Origin of the sequence: Bacillus sp. ABP14 (assembly GCF_001831375.1) — a bacterium.
Lineage (GTDB): Bacteria > Bacillota > Bacilli > Bacillales > Bacillaceae_G > Bacillus_A > Bacillus_A paranthracis.
In genome coordinates this window covers 4,000,754-4,019,353 of record NZ_CP017016.1, presented here as the reverse complement: position 1 = coordinate 4,019,353, position 18,600 = coordinate 4,000,754, and the positions used below count along the sequence as shown (strand labels likewise).

The window sequence follows — 18,600 nt, the reverse complement described above, 5'->3', positions numbered from 1 at the left end:
AGAATATGGAACGAATTTCATGGGATCAATATTTTATGACGCAAAGCCATTTGTTATCTTTACGTAGTACATGTACAAGGCTTGCAGTAGGAGCGACAATTGTTCGTGATAAACGAATTATTGCTGGTGGATATAATGGTTCAATTAAAGGTGGCGTACATTGTATAGATGATGGATGCTACGTTATTGATAATCATTGTGTTCGTACAATTCATGCAGAAATGAATGCTTTATTACAGTGTGCAAAATTTGGCGTGAAAACGGAGGAAGCGGAAATTTATGTTACGCATTTTCCTTGTTTACAATGTTGTAAGGCGATTATTCAAAGTGGTATTACAGCAGTTTATTATGCACAGGATTATAAAAATCATCCGTATGCCGTAGAGTTATTTGAAAAAGCGAATGTAACAGTGAAACACGTTCCGCTAGAATACGATATTGCAGCATTAGAGGATCAAAAGCGTCATATGGAGTTAAAAGAACTATTTGCATCTTTAGAAAAAGAGAACTTATCAATGGAAGAATTACAGCATGTATTCACGAAAGCAAAAATGATGCTATAAGGAGTGAGTATGAGTTGCAAGGACAATGGGGCTATGTTGCAATCTCATTTATAATTGGGATTGCAATTGCCTTCTCCTCTTCAGTTGTATGGCTAATTTGTTGTCTCGTTCTAAATGTTTTCTTTTGTTTGTATCGTACTTCGCGTAAAACCTTCTTTTATTGTATGATAGCGTGTTTAAGTGGCGCTATATACACCACGTATGTTCAAGGGCAAAACATGCCTCTAGGAGAGTCCTACGAAGCTACAAGAGGGGTGATACATAATACACCTCTTATTAACGGGGATCGCCTATCATTTCAAGTTGAAGATCAGAATAAAAATATAGTGCAGTTAAGTTACAAAATGAAATCAGCCTCGGAAAAGAAACAACTGCGACAATTACATGCAGGAGTATCATGTGTATTCGAAGGTGAGAGAAAAGAACCGCCGATAGCTCGGAATTTTCATGGTTTTAATTATCGTGATTATTTATATAAGCAAAATATTCATTTCATATTGGAAGCTACATATATTTCTGAATGCCATAAAACATCGTTGTCACTCGTGCAATGGATCCTTCTTTTAAGGCAGCACGTAATCTTGGGAGTTACAGAAATGTTTCCAGAGCAATCAGGCGCTTTTATGAATGCATTAGTATTTGGTGATAGACAACAAATGACATTTGAAGTTGAAGAGCAATATCAACAATTCGGTCTTGTGCATTTGTTGGCGATTTCAGGATCGCATATCGTATTGTTAATGGTGATTGTGTATTTTATTTTGCTAAGAAGCGGTGTGACAAGGGAGGTAGCGACAGTATGTCTTATTTTTTGTATTCCTCTATATATGGTTTTAGCAGGAGCGTCACCTTCTGTTATAAGAGCTTCTATAACAGGAGTTTTGATGTTGAGTGCTTTCATATGTTCTATTCGTTTATCTAGCTTAGATGCTTTAAGTGTAACAGCTATATGTATGCTTATATTTGATCCGTATCTTGTTTTTAATATTGGTTTTCAGTTTTCTTTCGTTGGTAGTTTTGCTTTACTTTTGTCAGCCCCGTTTTTACTAGAGAGTAGTAATGGAGTAATCCGAAATTCTATTTATATTTCTCTTATTTCGCAGCTCGTTAGTACTCCGATTTTGTTATATCACTTCGGTTATTTTTCTCCATATAGTATTTTCTTAAATATCCTATACGTTCCGTTTTTATCTCTCGTTGTATTGCCGTGCAGTATTGTTATTTTGATATGTATACCGATCATTCCTTTTCTTGCAAAAAGGCTTGGGAATGTATTATCAATAGGTTTGAATCTTTCTAATGATTTTTTAAGTTATTGCGAAAACTTACCATTTACCCGTCTTAATTTCGGACAAACACCTATACTTCTTGTAGCCCTATATTGCGTGAGTATTATTAGTATATTGATGGTTTGGGAAAGGCGAATGACGAAGGGGATTCTGTTTATATCTGCGGGTGTATTTCTTTTTATTAGTACATGCCATTATGTATATCCGTATTTTCGAGAAAGTGGGAGTGTTACCTTTCTCGATGTTGGACAGGGAGATGCAATATTAATTCGCCTCCCGTATGATCAAGAGATTTACCTTATTGATACTGGTGGAACAATTCGTCCAAACAAGGAAGAATGGCAACGTAAAAAGCATGAATTTTCTGTCGGAAATGATATTTTGATTCCTTATTTACAAAAGGAAGGTATTAAAAAGATCGATAAATTAATTATAACGCATGGAGATGCGGATCATATAGGTGCTGCGCAACAGTTATTATCAAATATAACCGTAAAAGAAGTTGTATTTGGCCGAAAGGAACAAGATGCGGAATTAGAAAAAATAGTAAAGAAACAGGCTTTAGAAAAGGAAGTGAAAATAAGAGAAGTGAGAGAAGGAGAAAGTTGGAGCATAAATGGAGCGGAATTTTTCGTATTAGCGCCAACAGGGAAGGAGAGCAGTGAAAATAACGCTTCAATTGTAATGTTGGCAAAATTAGGAGGACTAACGTGGTTGTTTACAGGTGATTTAGAAGAAGAAGGTGAGAAGTTTTTAGTAGCTACGTATCCAGAGTTGCGAGCGGATGTTTTAAAGGTTGCTCATCATGGGAGTAATACGTCATCTACAACAACTTTTCTGAGCGTCGTACAGCCTAATATAGCAGTTATTTCTGCCGGTGAGCGTAATAGGTATGGGCACCCTCATAAGGACGCTATAGAGCGTTTTGAGAAGAGGGGGATTGAAATATGGCGTACGGATAAGCAAGGGGCTATCTCCTATGTTTTTAAAGGGGAAAACGGAACCTTTCGCAGCAAAATCACATATGATGAAACACATAATAGATAAAAAAGACTGCCAGTAAGCAGCAGTCTTTAAGAACCGATAAATTTAATAACAGTTGCAATGATGAAAAGTGTTGCGAAAAAACCAAATGAGACGATAAATCCTACCCCTGAATCAATAGCGTCATTGCGTTTACTTTGAACGTTTTGTTCAAAATCATTCATTTAGAATCCCTCCCCAACATTCCACTTTAGTATAAAATATTGTCAGAAAAAAATCTACAATTTCCATGTGAGGAGAAATAGAGCGTTTTTACTACTTTTAGATCATGAAGCAATGTGAATTTTTGTTTCCAAGCATGTTAACAGTTGGCACTTATACTCGAATTTTTATTGCGAATAATAAAGGGAAGGTGATTACCGCACACCAATAAGAAACCCGGGGCTTATTGCGTGGCGTTTAATATAAATAAAGGGACGGGTTATATTGCCTGTTCCTTTGTACTTGTAAAACAAAAGCTAGGGCATTAGTATAAATATATATTGCCAAGTTAGGGAGTAGGAAAAAGTATGAGTGATATACATAAAAAGATTAAAAAGAAGCAGTTTGCTCCGTTATATTTACTGTATGGAACGGAAGCGTTTTTTATAAATGAAACGATAAAGCTTATTACAACAGAAGCGCTTGAAGAGGAAGATCGCGAGTTTAATGTTGTTACATATGATTTAGAAGAAGCATATTTAGAAGATGTGGTTGAGGATGCACGTACACTTCCTTTTTTCGGAGAACGTAAAGTGTTATTAATAAAATCACCACTCTTTTTAACTTCACAAAAAGAAAAGTTAGAACAAAATATAAAAATTTTAGAAGAATATATCGGGGAACCTTCTCCCTTTTCTATTCTTGTTTTTGTTGCGCCTTACGAAAAGCTGGATGAACGAAAAAAAATTACAAAACTATTAAAGAAAACAGCGGATGTAGTAGAAGCGAATGCAATGCAAGTGCAGGATGTTCAGAAGTGGATTGTTGCTCGGGCAGATGAAGTGCATGTGCATATTGATCATGCGGCTGTTAGTTTGTTGTTAGAGCTTGTGGGAAGTAATGTAACGATGTTGGCGAAGGAAATGGACAAGTTAACGTTATATGTCGGTATGGGCGGAGACATTACACCGAAACTCGTTGCAGAGCTTGTGCCAAAATCAGTTGAACAAAATGTGTTTGCTTTGACAGAAAAAGTGGTAAAAAAAGATATCGCGGGTGCAATGCAAATTTTGGATGGATTATTTACGCAGCAGGAGGAACCTATTAAATTACTTGCGTTATTAGTAAGTCAATTTCGTTTACTGCATCAAGTGAAAGAGTTACAGCAGCGTGGTTACGGCCAAAATCAAATCGCGTCTCATATTGGTGTGCATCCATATCGTGTAAAATTAGCGATGAATCAAACGAAGTTTTTCTCTTTTGAAGAATTAAAAAAAGTGATAATGGAATTAGCGGAAGCTGATTATAGTATGAAAACGGGAAAAATGGATAAAAAACTTGTGCTCGAGTTTTTCTTAATGCGGTTAAATCATATGTGATGAAACAAAAAAAGTTCACGTGCTAAGAGCGTGAACTTTTTTGTATATAAAAAAACGATCCGAATGGATCGTTTTTTAAACGCCTTACGCGTTTACTTGTTTCGCTAAGCGAGATTTTTGACGAGCTGCAGCGTTTTGGTGGATAAGACCTTTACGAGCTGCTTTGTCAAGTTTTTTAGAAGCAGTTTTGAAAGCTTCTTTAGCATTTTCAAGATCGTTATTAGTAACTAAAGCTTCTACAGTTTTAACAGCAGAACGCATGTCAGACTTGATAGAAGCGTTATGTGCACGACGCTCTTCGCTAAGTTTAGCGCGTTTGATAGCAGATTTGATGTTTGCCATACTTTTCACCTCCCTGGTGCAATCGAATGACTCGATTCTTAACATAGAACAAGTGATATTCTATCAAACGGTGAAGAGAATTGCAATAGTATATCTATGAAATTTCACGTAAAGGAAAGAATGACCTTATATAACTTTGGGAAATCTAACGATATTTACTATGAATGACGGAGGAGATACGATGAAAGAACCATTAGATTTAAGTAAATATAGTGTTAGAACGGATCTTGCTGTAGAGGCGCATCAAATGCTGCAAGAGCGTCAAGAAGAGCAAAAAGGGATACAAGGCGTTATTGTAAAAGAGAGGGAAGAAGAAGGTATTACCATTACAAAAGTTACAATTGATGAAGCTGCCTCTGACTCGATGGGTAAAAAACCTGGAAATTATTTAACGCTTGAAGTACAAGGTATACGTCAACAAGATACGGAGCTGCAACAAAAAGTAGAGCGTATTTTTGCAAAAGAATTTTCTTATTTCTTAGAAGAGGTTGGCGTTACGAAAGAAGCGAGTTGTTTAATTGTTGGTCTTGGAAATTGGAATGTAACGCCGGATGCGCTTGGACCGATAGTTGTAGAAAATGTATTGGTAACGAGACATTTGTTTCAATTGCAGCCTGAAAGTGTAGAAGAAGGGTTTAGGCCTGTTAGTGCAATTCGGCCGGGGGTAATGGGGATTACAGGAATTGAAACGAGCGATGTTATTTATGGAATCATTGAGAAGACAAAGCCAGACTTTGTCATTGCAATTGATGCATTAGCTGCTCGTTCTATTGAAAGGGTAAATAGTACGATACAAATTTCTGATACAGGAATTCATCCAGGGTCGGGTGTTGGGAATAAACGTAAGGAACTCAGTAAAGAAACATTAGGTATTCCTGTTATCGCAATTGGTGTTCCGACTGTGGTGGATGCCGTTTCGATTACAAGCGATACAATTGATTTTATTTTGAAACATTTTGGACGGGAGATGAAAGAAGGAAATAAACCTTCCCGATCTTTGTTGCCGGCTGGTTTTACATTTGGAGAAAAGAAAAAATTAACAGAAGAGGATATGCCGGATGAAAAGAGCCGGAATATGTTTTTAGGTGCTGTAGGTACACTGGAAGATGAAGAGAAGAGAAAATTAATTTATGAAGTGTTATCTCCTCTTGGTCATAATTTAATGGTGACTCCGAAAGAAGTGGATGCCTTCATAGAGGATATGGCAAATGTAATAGCAAGTGGTTTAAATGCAGCGCTGCATCATCAAATTGACCAAGATAATACAGGAGCATATACACATTGATGGGAAGTGACGATAATCATGTAAGCCGCTTTTCGCTTTTATGTATATGTAGTGTGGCAATATGCTTACTTATGGTAATAGCAGGGGTGGCACTTGCAAATCATGGGTTGAAAAGTATGAAAGGTTATCAGCAAATGTCGTATGAACAAATCGCTCATATGACAGGAACAAAAGGTGAGGCCACTGAATCAGAAACTTTGGAAGGTTCGTTTTCCGCTACTGAAAAACAAAAACAATTAGAAAGCTTAAAAAGTTTTAATATTGTAGAAGGAATGGGTATGGCGATAGCAAGCGTTGCCTATGAAATAACAAAGTTTGGAACAGATATAGTTGTTGGGAAAGTAAAAGGGATTTTTAGTTAAGAGTCAAACGGAGGACGGTTGTTTTACAGGTTTGTAAGACAGCCGTTCTTTAATTTGAAAAAGGTTTGTCTCTTATGGTTTGTTCGCATAAGATATAAATAGAATGATTTGTATTGTAAGCAGCACGAGTTTTCATTGAATCTTTGCTGCTCTATTGATATAATCAGTGCTAGTGTATATTGGCGAGACTATTAGGAGTTGAGAACATAGATGAACAAAGAAGAAAGAGCAAAAAGACAGTCCAAAATTCGTAATTTCTCTATCATTGCTCATATTGACCACGGAAAGTCAACGTTAGCAGACCGTATTTTAGAGAAAACAAACGCGTTAACACAACGTGAAATGAAAGCTCAGTTGCTTGACTCTATGGATTTAGAGCGTGAGCGTGGTATTACAATTAAATTAAACGCAGTACAATTAAACTATAAAGCAAAAGACGGCGAAGAATATATTCTTCACTTAATTGATACACCAGGACACGTCGACTTTACGTACGAAGTATCTCGTAGTTTAGCGGCTTGTGAAGGTGCAATTCTTGTAGTAGATGCAGCGCAAGGTATTGAAGCGCAAACGTTAGCAAACGTATACTTAGCGCTTGATAACAATTTAGAAATTTTACCGGTTATTAATAAAATCGATTTACCAAGTGCAGACCCAGAGCGTGTACGCCAAGAGGTGGAAGATGTAATTGGGTTAGATGCATCAGAAGCTGTACTTGCTTCGGCAAAAGCTGGGATTGGTATCGAAGAGATTTTAGAACAAATCGTTGAAAAAGTGCCAGCACCAACAGGTGATTCAGAAGAACCGTTACAATGTATGATCTTTGACTCTTTATATGATCCGTACCGCGGTGTAATTGCTTATATCCGTGTTGTAAATGGAACGGTAAAAGTTGGCGATAAAGTACGTATGATGGCAACTGGTAAAGAATTTGAAGTAACAGAAGTAGGTGTATTTACACCGAAAACTACGCAACGTGACGAGTTAACAGTAGGTGATGTAGGTTTCTTAGCAGCATCGATTAAAAATGTTGGTGATACACGCGTTGGTGATACGATTACACACGCGAAACGTCCAGCAGCTGAGCCATTACCTGGTTATCGTAAATTAAACCCAATGGTATTCTGTGGTTTATATCCGATTGATTCTGCACGTTACAACGACTTACGTGATGCGCTAGAGAAATTAGAATTAAACGATTCTGCTCTTGAGTTTGAGCCAGAAACATCTCAAGCGCTAGGATTTGGTTTCCGTTGTGGATTCTTAGGACTTCTTCATATGGAAATCATTCAAGAGCGTATTGAACGTGAATTTAAAATTGATTTAATTACAACAGCGCCAAGTGTTATTTATAAAGTATTCTTAACGAATGGTGAAGACATGATTGTCGATAACCCGTCTAATATGCCGGATCCACAGACAATTGATCGTGTTGAAGAGCCATTTGTTAAAGCAGCAATTATGGTTCCGAATGACTATGTTGGAGCTGTAATGGAAATTTGCCAAGGTAAACGCGGAACGTTTATTGATATGCAATATTTAGATGAAACGCGTGTTACATTGACATATGAAATCCCATTATCAGAAATCGTATATGACTTCTTCGATCAGTTGAAATCAAATACGAAAGGATATGCATCATTTGATTATGAGTTAATTGGTTACAAGCCATCTAAACTTGTGAAAATGGATATTCTTTTAAATTCTGAGCAAGTCGATGCTCTATCATTTATCGTACACCGTGATTCAGCGTATGACCGTGGTAAAGTAATCGTAGAAAAATTAAAAGAATTAATTCCAAGACAGCAGTTCGAAGTGCCAATTCAAGCGACGATCGGAAACAAAGTTGTAGCGCGTTCTACAATTAAAGCGATGCGTAAAAACGTACTTGCGAAATGTTACGGTGGTGACATTTCGCGTAAGCGTAAACTTCTTGATAAGCAAAAAGAAGGTAAAAAACGTATGAAGTCTGTTGGTTCTGTAGAAGTACCGCAAGAAGCATTCATGGCTGTACTGAAAATGGATGACAACTAATAGTTGGAATGAAAAAAAGAAGTCGTTTATGCGGCTTCTTTTTTACGTATAATTACTTTTTAGACATCTGAGTAGCTCTCATTTACAATAGTGAGAGAGCTTTTTAGTTCATATAAAGTTAGGGGTTTGTTAATGTCCGAAAATATTCGAAAAGATATTCAAGAAAAAATACAAAATGGCAATTTTAATTGTGAAAAGGAATTGACGCTTTCTATTATTAGTGGAAAGTGGAAAGTTGTAATATTGTGGCATCTTGGTGTGGAAGGGCCTCATCGTTTTAGTGAATTACAGCGATTATTTCCGAGCATTTCTCATAAAGTTTTATCAAACCAATTAAAAGAGTTAATGGAAGATGGGATTGTTGATCGAACAGTATACCCAGAAATTCCACCGCGAGTGGAATATTATATGACGGAATTAGGCATGTCGCTTTTACCAATCGTTGAAATGATGTATGATTGGGGAAAAATGCGAATGGAACAAATTCGTAATACGTTAGAGAAGTAAAAGAAGCCTCCCGAGCGCGGAGGTTTTCTTTTTAGAAAGGTAGGAGTTATTTTTGGTGCAAGCTGCATATATTCATATTCCGTTTTGTCAGCATATTTGTCACTATTGTGATTTTAATAAAGTGTTTATTGAACGCCAGCCGGTCGATCAATATTTAGAGTATTTAGAGAAAGAAATAATAAATACAGTTCAAAAGGTACCGTTTGATAGTATGAAAACGATTTTTGTTGGCGGGGGAACTCCAACAGCATTAAATATGGAACAGACAAAGAAATTGTTAAATATTATAAATCGTCGTTTACGTCCGTTTGCCCCGAATTGTGAATTAACATTTGAAGCGAATCCAGGTGATTTGCCGAAAGAGAAATTAAATGTATTGCTAGAAGGTGGAGTGAACCGAATTAGTTTTGGGGTGCAAACATTTCGAGATGAATTGCTTGAGAAAATTGGACGTAAGCATACGAGAGAAGATGCGTTTGTAGCAATTAGAGAAGCGCAGGAAGTAGGCTTTAAAAATATAAATGTAGATATTATTTATGCTCTGCCAGGACAGACGATAGAAGATGTAAAAGAAACATTAGACATTGCTTTTACGCTTGGTGTACAACATTTCTCGGCATATTCATTAATTGTGGAACCGAAAACAGTATTTTATAACTTAATGAATAAAGGGAAATTAAGACTTCCAGGTGAAGACCATGAAGCGAAAATGTACGAAATGGTAATGGATGAAATGCAGAAACATGGCTATACCCAGTATGAAATTAGTAATTTTTCAAAAGGTAATAATGAAAGTAGACATAATCTCACATACTGGAATAATGAAGAGTATTATGGATTTGGAGCTGGAGCGCATAGTTATGTAAATGGAGAACGTATCCAAAATGTAGGGCCGCTCAAGCAATATTTCAATAAAATCGATGAAACCGGATTTCCGTATTTAGATGTTCACGTGGTGACGGAGAAAGAAAAAATGGAAGAAGAGTTGTTCTTAGGACTCCGAAAAACAAAAGGTGTATCTAAAATAGCGTTTCAAAAGAAATTTAATATGGAAATGGATCAAGTTTTCGCGAAGCAGTTACAAAACAACCAAGAACAAGGATTGCTTGAAGAGAGCGATGGATATGTTCGTTTAACGCGAAAAGGAAAATTATTAGGGAATGAAGTATTCCAATCATTTTTGATTGACTAATTAAATGTTCCATTAACGTGAAAAAGTTTCATTATTTCGTGACGTTTCCGTTGACAATTGAATGTCAATTTTGGTAAGTTATTAATAGATTTAGCACTCGAAGACAAAGAGTGCTAACAGAGGTGATGATGAGATGCTTACGGAACGTCAGCTCTTAATTTTACAAACAATTATTGATGACTTTATTGGATCAGCGCAACCTGTTGGGTCAAGGACGTTGGCTAAAAAAGATGAAATTACATTTAGTTCAGCTACTATACGAAATGAAATGGCTGATTTAGAGGAACTAGGATTTATTGAGAAAACGCATAGTTCTTCTGGACGTGTTCCTTCTGAAAAAGGATACCGATTTTATGTAGACCATCTTTTAGCGCCGCAAAATTTACCGAACGATGAAATTGTACAAATTAAAGATTTATTTGCTGAAAGAATTTTTGAAGCGGAAAAGATTGCACAACAATCAGCTCAAATTTTATCAGAGCTTACAAATTATACGGCCATTGTTCTTGGACCGAAGTTAAGCACAAATAAACTTAAAAACGTACAAATTGTTCCGCTTGATCGTCAAACCGCAGTCGCTATTATTGTAACGGATACAGGGCATGTACAAAGCAAAACGATTACCGTTCCGGAATCTGTTGATTTATCAGATTTAGAAAAAATGGTTAATATTTTAAATGAAAAGCTATCGGGCGTACCAATGTCGGAACTCCATAATAAAATCTTTAAGGAGATTGTTACGGTATTGCGTGGGTATGTTCATAATTACGATAGTGCAATAAAAATATTGGATGGTACATTTCAAGTTCCGTTATCGGAAAAGATATACTTTGGAGGGAAGGCAAATATGCTTTCGCAACCAGAGTTTCATGACATTCAAAAAGTTAGATCTTTACTTACCATGATTGATAACGAAGCTGAGTTTTATGATATTTTGCGTCATAAACAAGTTGGTATTCAAGTGAAAATTGGTAGGGAAAACTCTGCGACAGCCATGGAAGATTGTAGTTTGATTTCTGCAACATATTCGATTGGAGAAGAACAACTTGGAACAATTGCAATTTTAGGTCCAACGAGAATGCAATACTCTCGTGTAATTAGTTTGTTGCAGTTATTTACAAGGCAAATTACAGATGGACTAAAAAAATAAAGAATAAAGAAGAATACATTCGCTCAAGTGATAAGCAATACATCACTGTGTGTAATATATAACTATACTTAGGTAATCATGCTATGCATGATACCTAATACCTTTTAAGGAGGTGAAAATTGTGGAAGAGCGTAACGAACAAGTTGTAGAAGAAGTGAAAGAAGAAGTAAAAGAAGCACAAGTTGAAGAAGCCGTAACATCTGAAGACAGCGAAGCAACTGTTGAAGAAAAAAGTGAGGCTGCTCTTTTACAAGAAAAAGTAGATGAATTGCAAGCGAAACTGACGGAAACGGAAGGCCGTATGCTACGTCTACAAGCTGATTTTGAAAATTATAAGCGTCGTGTTCAAATGGATAAACAGGCTGCTGAAAAATATAGAGCACAAAGTCTTGTTTCAGATATTTTGCCAGCTCTTGATAATTTTGAAAGAGCGATGCAAGTGGAAGCAACTGATGAGCAAATGAAGTCCTTATTACAAGGGATGGAAATGGTATATCGTCAATTGTTAGAAGCGATGACAAAAGAAGGTGTAGAAGCGATTGAAGCTGTTGGTAAACAGTTTGATCCTCATGAACACCAAGCTGTTATGCAAGTAGAAGACAGCGAATTTGAATCAAATGCGGTTGTGGAAGAATTCCAAAAAGGTTATAAATTAAAAGACCGTGTAATTCGCCCATCGATGGTAAAAGTAAATCAATAATTTACATAAAAGTAGGAGGATTCGCCATGAGTAAAATTATCGGTATTGACTTAGGTACAACAAACTCTTGTGTAGCTGTTATGGAAGGTGGAGAACCAAAGGTTATCCCAAATCCAGAAGGAAACCGTACAACACCTTCTGTTGTAGCTTTCAAAAATGAAGAACGTCAAGTTGGGGAAGTAGCAAAGCGTCAAGCAATTACAAACCCAAATACAATCATGTCTGTTAAACGTCATATGGGTACAGACTACAAAGTAGAAATCGAAGGTAAAGAATATACACCTCAAGAAATTTCTGCAATCATTTTACAAAACTTAAAAGCTTCTGCTGAAGCATATTTAGGTGAAACAGTAACAAAAGCTGTTATTACAGTACCTGCATACTTCAACGATGCAGAGCGTCAAGCAACGAAAGATGCTGGTCGTATCGCTGGTTTAGAAGTTGAGCGTATCATTAACGAACCAACAGCAGCAGCGCTTGCTTACGGTTTAGAAAAACAAGATGAAGAGCAAAAAATCTTAGTATATGACTTAGGTGGCGGTACATTTGACGTATCTATCCTTGAGTTAGCAGATGGAACATTTGAAGTTATTTCAACTGCTGGTGACAACCGTCTTGGTGGAGATGACTTTGACCAAGTTATCATTGATCACTTAGTAGCTGAGTTCAAAAAAGAAAATAACATTGATTTAAGCCAAGATAAAATGGCACTTCAACGTTTGAAAGATGCAGCTGAAAAAGCGAAAAAAGATCTTTCAGGTGTAACACAAACACAAATTTCATTGCCATTCATTAGTGCTGGAGCTGCTGGTCCATTACACTTAGAATTAACATTAACAAGAGCGAAATTCGAAGAGCTTTCAGCAAACCTTGTTGAAAGAACATTAGAACCAACTCGTCGTGCTTTAAAAGATGCTGGTCTATCTGCAAGTGAATTAGATCGCGTTATCCTTGTAGGTGGTTCTACTCGTATCCCAGCTGTACAAGAAGCTATTAAACGTGAAACTGGTAAAGAACCATATAAAGGTGTAAACCCGGATGAAGTTGTAGCATTAGGTGCTGCAGTTCAAGGTGGGGTACTTACTGGTGATGTAGAAGGCGTACTATTATTAGATGTAACTCCACTTTCTTTAGGTATTGAAACTATGGGTGGTGTGTTCACGAAATTAATCGAGCGTAACACTACAATTCCAACGAGTAAATCACAAGTATTCTCAACAGCTGCTGATAACCAACCAGCAGTAGACATTCACGTATTGCAAGGTGAGCGTCCAATGTCAGCTGACAACAAAACGTTAGGACGTTTCCAATTAACGGATATCCCACCAGCACCACGTGGTATTCCACAAATCGAAGTAACATTCGATATTGATGCGAACGGTATCGTTAACGTACGTGCAAAAGATTTAGGAACAAGCAAAGAACAAGCTATTACAATCCAATCTTCTTCAGGTCTTTCTGATGAAGAAGTAGATCGTATGGTAAAAGAAGCAGAAGCAAACGCTGACGCTGACCAAAAACGTAAGGAAGAAGTTGAACTTCGTAACGAAGCTGACCAACTTGTATTCCAAACAGATAAAGTTGTAAAAGATTTAGAAGGTAAAGTAGATGCAGCTGAAGTTGCAAAAGCAACAGAAGCGAAAGAAGCATTACAAGCTGCGATTGAGAAGAACGAGCTTGAGGAAATCCGTGCGAAAAAAGACGCTTTACAAGAAATCGTACAACAACTAACTGTTAAACTATATGAGCAAGCTCAAGCAGCTGCAGGGCAAGCAGAAGGTGCACAAGGGGCACAAGATGCTGGCGCGAAGAAAGACAATGTAGTAGACGCTGAGTTTGAAGAAGTAAAAGAAGACAAGTAATTCAACTTTAAACATAATAAGTAAGATGACAAAAAGTCAAAGTCAAGCGTGCCTTGGCTTTGGCTTTTTTCACGAATGAGAAGGAATGTGTGAGGGTCTTAAGTTTTTTACTTTGCATACTGTAAGTGAGGAAACTTTGTTGCAAAGCACTTTCTTTCGGTGTTAAAATTACGTTTATGTGAAAGATTCGGGGGTTGTAAATTTATGAGTAAACGAGATTATTATGAGGTCCTTGGACTTAGCAAGGGTGCTTCAAAAGATGAAATAAAAAAAGCGTATCGTCGTTTGGCTAAAAAATACCATCCAGACGTAAGTAAAGAAGAAAATGCAATTGAAAAGTTTAAAGAAGTACAAGAAGCATACGAAGTATTAAGCGACGATCAAAAGCGTGCGCAATATGATCAATTTGGTCATGCTGGTGCTAATCAAGGCTTCGGCGGCTTTGGCGGCGGAGGAGACTTCGGTGGTGGCTTCGGTTTTGAAGATATCTTTAGTTCATTCTTTGGCGGCGGTGGCGGCAGACGTCGTGATCCAAATGCTCCGCGCCAAGGTGCTGACTTACAATATCAAGTCACTTTAGATTTTGAAGAAGCTATTTTTGGTAAAGAGTTAAATGTTGAGATTCCAGTAGAAGATCCATGTGATACTTGTAAAGGTAGCGGGGCAAAACCAGGAACTTCAAAAGAAACATGTAAACATTGCTCAGGATCAGGGCAAGTAAGTGTAGAACAAAATACACCATTTGGTCGTATCGTAAACCGTCAAGCTTGCGGTCATTGTTCAGGAACTGGGCAAATCATTAAAGAAAAATGTACGACATGCCACGGTTCTGGTAAAGTTCGTAAACGTAAAAAAATCAATGTTAAAATTCCAGCAGGTATCGATAATGGTCAACAAATCCGCGTATCTGGAAAAGGTGAAGCGGGCGTAAATGGCGGCCCAGCAGGAGATTTATATGTTGTTGTTCATGTAAGAAATCATGAATTCTTTGAGCGCGAAGGAGATCACATTATTTGCGAAATGCCATTAACATTTGCGCAAATGGCACTTGGTGATGAAGTAGAAGTTCCTACTGTTCATGGTAAAGTGAAGCTGAAAATTCCAGCAGGAACACAAACAGGAACAGAATTCCGCCTAAAAGGAAAGGGTGCTCCGAACGTACGTGGATACGGTCAAGGAGATCAATATGTAGTCGTGCGTGTTGTTGTACCGACGAAATTAACTTCACAGCAAAAAGATTTATTGCGTGAATTTGCAGGACAAGAAGAGCAGGATGATAGTTTATTCGGAAAGCTTAAACGTGCTTTCAAAGGGGAATAATGGAAATAAAAATTGGAGTTGGTAAATTGTGAAATGGTCAGAAATTAGTATTCATACAAAAGAAGAAGCAGTAGAAGCTGTCTCTCATATTTTACATGAAGCTGGTGCTAGTGGAGTTGCGATTGAGGATCCAGCGGAATTGACGAAAGAGCGCGAGCAACAATATGGTGAAATTTATGCATTGAACCCAGATGAGTACCCGGCGGAAGGTGTGTTAATAAAAGCCTATTTCCCACAAACGGATTCTTTACATGAAACAATTGTAAGTGTAAAATCATCTATTGATGCTCTTCCATCTTACGACATCGAAATTGGTACTGGAAATATTACCGTTAACGAGGTCAATGAAGAAGATTGGGCTACTGCTTGGAAAAAATATTACCATCCAGTACAAATTTCTGATACATTCACAATTGTGCCGACGTGGGAAGAATATACACCATCTTCTCCGGAAGAAAAAATTATTGAATTAGATCCAGGTATGGCATTTGGAACGGGAACTCATCCAACAACAACGATGTGTATCCGTGCTTTAGAAAAAACAGTACAGCCAGGTGATACGATCATTGATGTAGGAACAGGTTCTGGTGTACTGAGTATTGCAGCAGCAAAATTAGGTGCGTCTTCTGTTCAAGCATATGATTTAGATCCGGTTGCAGTTGAAAGTGCAGAAATGAATGTACGTTTAAATAAAACAGATGATATCGTATCTGTTGGACAAAATAGTCTTTTAGAAGGTATTGAAGGTCCTGTTGATTTAATCGTAGCTAACTTATTAGCAGAAATTATTCTTTTATTCCCTGAAGATGCAGCGAGAGTTGTGAAGTCAGGCGGATTATTTATTACATCGGGCATTATTGCTGCGAAGGAAAAAGTAATTTCTGAAGCGCTAGAAAAAGCTGGATTTACGATTGAAGAAGTGTTACGAATGGAAGATTGGGTAGCAATTATTGCACGAAATGCGTAATATAGATTTTAGTCTATAATGAAAAGGGGGAGTCTCTCACTATAGGGTGAGGGACTTGCCGTTTGTTATATGAAAAATGATAACGTTTCGTTCTTTTCGTAAGTATTGACTTACGAAAAGAACGAAACTCTACTAAGGTGATTATATGCAACGTTATTTTGTAGAAGAGAAATATGTAAATGAGACAAGTATTCGCATTGTAGGTGATGACGTACATCATATCGCAAGAGTGATGCGTATGTCAGCTGGTGATCACATTTATTGCTGTGTAAACGGAAAAACAGCCGTATGTTCAATTGATGAAATTACCAGTGAATTTATTCATACGGCTATTGTAGAATGGGTAGAGGCGTCAAGTGAACTTCCTGTTTTCGTGACGATTGCAAGTGGACTGCCGAAAGGAGACAAGCTAGAGTTAATTTTTCAAAAAGGAACTGAGCTTGGGGCAGCTGCATTCTTACCATTTCAAGCATCTCGCTCTATCGTAAAATGGGATGCGAAAAAAGCGGATAAAAAAGTTGAACGTTTAAGAAAAATTGTGAAAGAAGCTGCGGAACAATCACATAGAAGTGAAATTCCAGAAGTACACGCCCCAGCATCGTTTAAACAATTGCTGTCAATGAGTGGTGAGTATGATGTTTGCCTTGTTGCTTACGAAGAGGAAGCGAAACAAGGCGAGAAATCTAATTTTGCGAAAGCTTTAACGATGATGAAACCAGGTCAAAAGTTATTGATTGTATTTGGCCCAGAAGGCGGTTTGGCTGAGGAAGAGATTACAGCGCTTCGTGAACATAAATTTGTACCATGTAGTTTAGGACCAAGAATTTTAAGAACAGAAACGGCGCCGTTATATACGTTAAGTGCTGCTTCGTATCATTTTGAATTGATGGGGTGATGATCAATGTCAACTGTTGCGTTCCATACGTTAGGTTGTAAAGTAAACCACTATGAAACAGAAGCCATTTGGCAATTGTTTAAACAAGGTGGATATGAAAGAACTGAATATGAAAAAAAAGCTGATGTATATGTTATTAATACATGTACAGTAACGAATACGGGGGATAAGAAAAGTCGTCAAGTTATTAGACGTGCTGTTCGTCAAAACCCAGATGCGGTTATTTGTGTAACAGGATGTTATGCACAAACATCTCCAGCGGAAATTATGGCGATTCCAGGTGTAGATATTGTAGTTGGTACACAAGATCGTGAAAAAATGTTAGGATACATCGAAGAATTCCGTAAAGAGCGTCAGCCAATTAATGCTGTACGTAACATTATGAAAACACGTGTATATGAAGAACTTGATGTACCTTACTTCACGGACCGTACACGTGCATCTTTAAAAATACAAGAAGGTTGTAATAACTTCTGTACATTCTGTATTATTCCTTGGGCGCGTGGTTTAATGCGCTCTCGCGATGGGAAAGAAGTTATTAAACAAGCGCAGCAATTAGTAGATGCAGGCTATAAGGAAATCGTATTAACAGGTATTCATACAGGTGGATATGGTGAAGATATTAAAGATTATAACTTAGCTGGATTACTTCGTGATATGGAAGCGGAAGTAGACGGATTAAAACGTCTTCGTATTTCTTCTATTGAAGCGAGTCAAATTTCAGATGAAGTAATTGAAGTGTTAGATAAGTCTGAAGTAGTTGTACGTCACTTACACATTCCGTTGCAATCTGGTTCTAATACTGTATTAAAGCGTATGCGTCGTAAATATACGATGGAATTTTTCCAAGAGCGCTTAGATCGTTTGAAAGAAGCGTTACCAGGTCTTGCGATTACATCAGACGTAATCGTTGGTTTCCCAGGTGAAACAGAAGAAGAATTCATGGAAACATACAATTTCATTAAAGAGAATCGCTTCTCTGAGTTGCACGTATTCCCGTACTCAAAACGTACAGGAACACCTGCAGCGCGTATGGAAGATCAAGTTCCTGAAGATGTGAAGAATGATCGTGTTCACCGTTTAATTGAACTATCTAATCAATTAGCGAAAGAGTATGCATCGCAGTTTGAAGGAGAAGTACTTGAAATTATTCCAGAAGAACAATTTAAAGAGGGCGACCGTGAAGGCCTATATGTAGGTTATACAGATAACTACTTGAAAGTTGTATTTGAAGGATCAGAAGAATTAATCGGTAAACTAGTGAAAGTAAAAATCACAAAAGCTGGTTATCCATATAACGAAGCGCAATTTGTTCGTGTCCTTGAAGATGATGTGAAAAAGGAATCAGCAAGCGCATAAAGTGAAACTTTAATGAGCGTGGGATTCATTCCCCGCTCATTATTAGCCCGCACCAATTGGGATAAAAAAGCATGCAAACGGAAACGATTTGCATGCTTTCTTTTTTTAGTGGAGAAGTTAAGTACTGAAAATGTATGAAATGAGTAGTTTTTCCGTACGTTTCTGCATGAAAAAAGGTATAATGACAAAAATATAGTTGCCTTCAGGGG

General features: G+C 37.3%; 17 protein-coding genes. 15 read left to right on the top strand and 2 right to left on the bottom strand.

Annotated elements, in window-relative coordinates; genetic code table 11:
- Window positions 1–5: 5 nt before the first annotated feature.
- Together BGI23_RS20895 and BGI23_RS20890 are read left to right on the top strand one after the other, a co-directional pair.
- The gene (locus BGI23_RS20895; protein ID WP_000439783.1) at window positions 6–563 is read left to right on the top strand and encodes a ComE operon protein 2; all 558 of its coding nucleotides are present in this window, start codon (window positions 6–8) and stop codon (window positions 561–563) included.
- Window positions 564–577: 14 nt separating this feature from the next.
- A complete protein-coding gene (locus tag BGI23_RS20890; RefSeq protein WP_070806849.1) occupies window positions 578–2,899 on the top strand; it encodes a DNA internalization-related competence protein ComEC/Rec2 in 2,322 nt (773 codons plus the stop codon).
- Between the two features lie 26 nt (window positions 2,900–2,925).
- Here the strand turns inward: BGI23_RS20890 and BGI23_RS20885 are convergent, their stop codons facing one another.
- Window positions 2,926–3,060, bottom strand: coding sequence for a YqzM family protein (locus BGI23_RS20885; RefSeq protein ID WP_000997609.1), 135 nt, complete (start codon window positions 3,058–3,060; stop codon window positions 2,926–2,928).
- Between the two features lie 345 nt (window positions 3,061–3,405).
- Between BGI23_RS20885 and holA the strand changes: the two genes are divergently transcribed.
- The gene (gene holA / locus BGI23_RS20880; RefSeq protein WP_001279918.1) at window positions 3,406–4,416 is read left to right on the top strand and encodes a DNA polymerase III subunit delta; all 1,011 of its coding nucleotides are present in this window, start codon (window positions 3,406–3,408) and stop codon (window positions 4,414–4,416) included.
- 84 nt (window positions 4,417–4,500) lie between these two features.
- On the opposite strand, the gene rpsT is transcribed toward holA, so the two are convergent.
- Window positions 4,501–4,758, bottom strand: coding sequence for a 30S ribosomal protein S20 (gene rpsT, locus BGI23_RS20875; protein ID WP_001274011.1), 258 nt, complete (start codon window positions 4,756–4,758; stop codon window positions 4,501–4,503).
- A gap of 181 nt (window positions 4,759–4,939) precedes the next feature.
- On the opposite strand from rpsT, the gene gpr reads away from it, so the two are divergent.
- The 12 genes from gpr to mtaB all read left to right on the top strand — a co-directional run bounded on the left by gpr (window position 4,940) and on the right by mtaB (window position 18,391).
- Window positions 4,940–6,043, top strand: a complete 1,104-nt coding sequence (gpr, locus tag BGI23_RS20870; protein ID WP_000662632.1) for a GPR endopeptidase — start codon at window positions 4,940–4,942, stop codon at window positions 6,041–6,043.
- Window positions 6,043–6,405, top strand: coding sequence for a YqxA family protein (locus BGI23_RS20865; RefSeq protein ID WP_000534316.1), 363 nt, complete (start codon window positions 6,043–6,045; stop codon window positions 6,403–6,405). Before gpr ends, BGI23_RS20865 begins: the two co-directional genes overlap by 1 nt.
- 210 nt (window positions 6,406–6,615) lie before the next feature.
- Window positions 6,616–8,439, top strand: a complete 1,824-nt coding sequence (gene lepA, locus BGI23_RS20860) for an elongation factor 4 (protein ID WP_001030957.1) — start codon at window positions 6,616–6,618, stop codon at window positions 8,437–8,439.
- Window positions 8,440–8,571: 132 nt separating this feature from the next.
- The gene (locus tag BGI23_RS20855) at window positions 8,572–8,946 is read left to right on the top strand and encodes a winged helix-turn-helix transcriptional regulator (RefSeq protein ID WP_001293546.1); all 375 of its coding nucleotides are present in this window, start codon (window positions 8,572–8,574) and stop codon (window positions 8,944–8,946) included.
- A gap of 52 nt (window positions 8,947–8,998) precedes the next feature.
- Entirely contained in the window at window positions 8,999–10,138 is a 1,140-nt protein-coding gene (hemW, locus tag BGI23_RS20850) for a radical SAM family heme chaperone HemW (RefSeq protein WP_070806848.1), read from the top strand.
- A 133-nt stretch (window positions 10,139–10,271) separates the two neighbouring features.
- Window positions 10,272–11,288, top strand: a complete 1,017-nt coding sequence (hrcA, locus tag BGI23_RS20845) for a heat-inducible transcriptional repressor HrcA (protein ID WP_000954950.1) — start codon at window positions 10,272–10,274, stop codon at window positions 11,286–11,288.
- Window positions 11,289–11,409: 121 nt separating this feature from the next.
- Window positions 11,410–11,988: a nucleotide exchange factor GrpE gene (gene grpE, locus BGI23_RS20840; RefSeq protein WP_070806847.1), complete on the top strand. Its 579-nt coding sequence runs from the start codon at window positions 11,410–11,412 to the stop codon at window positions 11,986–11,988.
- A 26-nt stretch (window positions 11,989–12,014) separates the two neighbouring features.
- Entirely contained in the window at window positions 12,015–13,850 is a 1,836-nt protein-coding gene (gene dnaK, locus BGI23_RS20835) for a chaperone protein DnaK (RefSeq protein ID WP_000034690.1), read from the top strand.
- Window positions 13,851–14,054: 204 nt separating this feature from the next.
- On the top strand, window positions 14,055–15,170 hold the full coding sequence (dnaJ, locus tag BGI23_RS20830; RefSeq protein ID WP_000043935.1) for a chaperone protein DnaJ: 1,116 nt from the start codon (window positions 14,055–14,057) through the stop codon (window positions 15,168–15,170).
- Window positions 15,171–15,198: 28 nt separating this feature from the next.
- Complete coding sequence (prmA, locus tag BGI23_RS20825) at window positions 15,199–16,137, top strand: 50S ribosomal protein L11 methyltransferase (protein ID WP_070806846.1); 939 nt, start codon at window positions 15,199–15,201, stop codon at window positions 16,135–16,137.
- Window positions 16,138–16,282: 145 nt separating this feature from the next.
- Window positions 16,283–17,032, top strand: a complete 750-nt coding sequence (locus BGI23_RS20820) for a 16S rRNA (uracil(1498)-N(3))-methyltransferase (protein WP_070806845.1) — start codon at window positions 16,283–16,285, stop codon at window positions 17,030–17,032.
- A gap of 6 nt (window positions 17,033–17,038) precedes the next feature.
- Window positions 17,039–18,391, top strand: a complete 1,353-nt coding sequence (mtaB, locus tag BGI23_RS20815) for a tRNA (N(6)-L-threonylcarbamoyladenosine(37)-C(2))-methylthiotransferase MtaB (protein ID WP_070806844.1) — start codon at window positions 17,039–17,041, stop codon at window positions 18,389–18,391.
- Window positions 18,392–18,600: the final 209 nt, after the last annotated feature.

Excerpts from the sequence above, each read along its gene's own strand:
- dnaJ (WP_000043935.1), top strand. The coding sequence starts at position 14,055 with ATGAGTAAACGAGATTATTATGAGGTCCTTGGACTTAGCAAGGGTGCT.
- mtaB (WP_070806844.1), top strand. The coding sequence starts at position 17,039 with ATGTCAACTGTTGCGTTCCATACGTTAGGTTGTAAAGTAAACCACTAT.
- BGI23_RS20895 (WP_000439783.1), top strand. The coding sequence starts at position 6 with ATGGAACGAATTTCATGGGATCAATATTTTATGACGCAAAGCCATTTG.
- lepA (WP_001030957.1), top strand. The coding sequence starts at position 6,616 with ATGAACAAAGAAGAAAGAGCAAAAAGACAGTCCAAAATTCGTAATTTC.
- holA (WP_001279918.1), top strand. The coding sequence starts at position 3,406 with ATGAGTGATATACATAAAAAGATTAAAAAGAAGCAGTTTGCTCCGTTA.
- rpsT (WP_001274011.1), bottom strand. The coding sequence starts at position 4,758 with ATGGCAAACATCAAATCTGCTATCAAACGCGCTAAACTTAGCGAAGAG.
- BGI23_RS20855 (WP_001293546.1), top strand. The coding sequence starts at position 8,572 with ATGTCCGAAAATATTCGAAAAGATATTCAAGAAAAAATACAAAATGGC.
- hrcA (WP_000954950.1), top strand. The coding sequence starts at position 10,272 with ATGCTTACGGAACGTCAGCTCTTAATTTTACAAACAATTATTGATGAC.
- BGI23_RS20885 (WP_000997609.1), bottom strand. The coding sequence starts at position 3,060 with ATGAATGATTTTGAACAAAACGTTCAAAGTAAACGCAATGACGCTATT.
- BGI23_RS20865 (WP_000534316.1), top strand. The coding sequence starts at position 6,043 with ATGGGAAGTGACGATAATCATGTAAGCCGCTTTTCGCTTTTATGTATA.
- BGI23_RS20820 (WP_070806845.1), top strand. The coding sequence starts at position 16,283 with ATGCAACGTTATTTTGTAGAAGAGAAATATGTAAATGAGACAAGTATT.
- gpr (WP_000662632.1), top strand. The coding sequence starts at position 4,940 with ATGAAAGAACCATTAGATTTAAGTAAATATAGTGTTAGAACGGATCTT.
- dnaK (WP_000034690.1), top strand. The coding sequence starts at position 12,015 with ATGAGTAAAATTATCGGTATTGACTTAGGTACAACAAACTCTTGTGTA.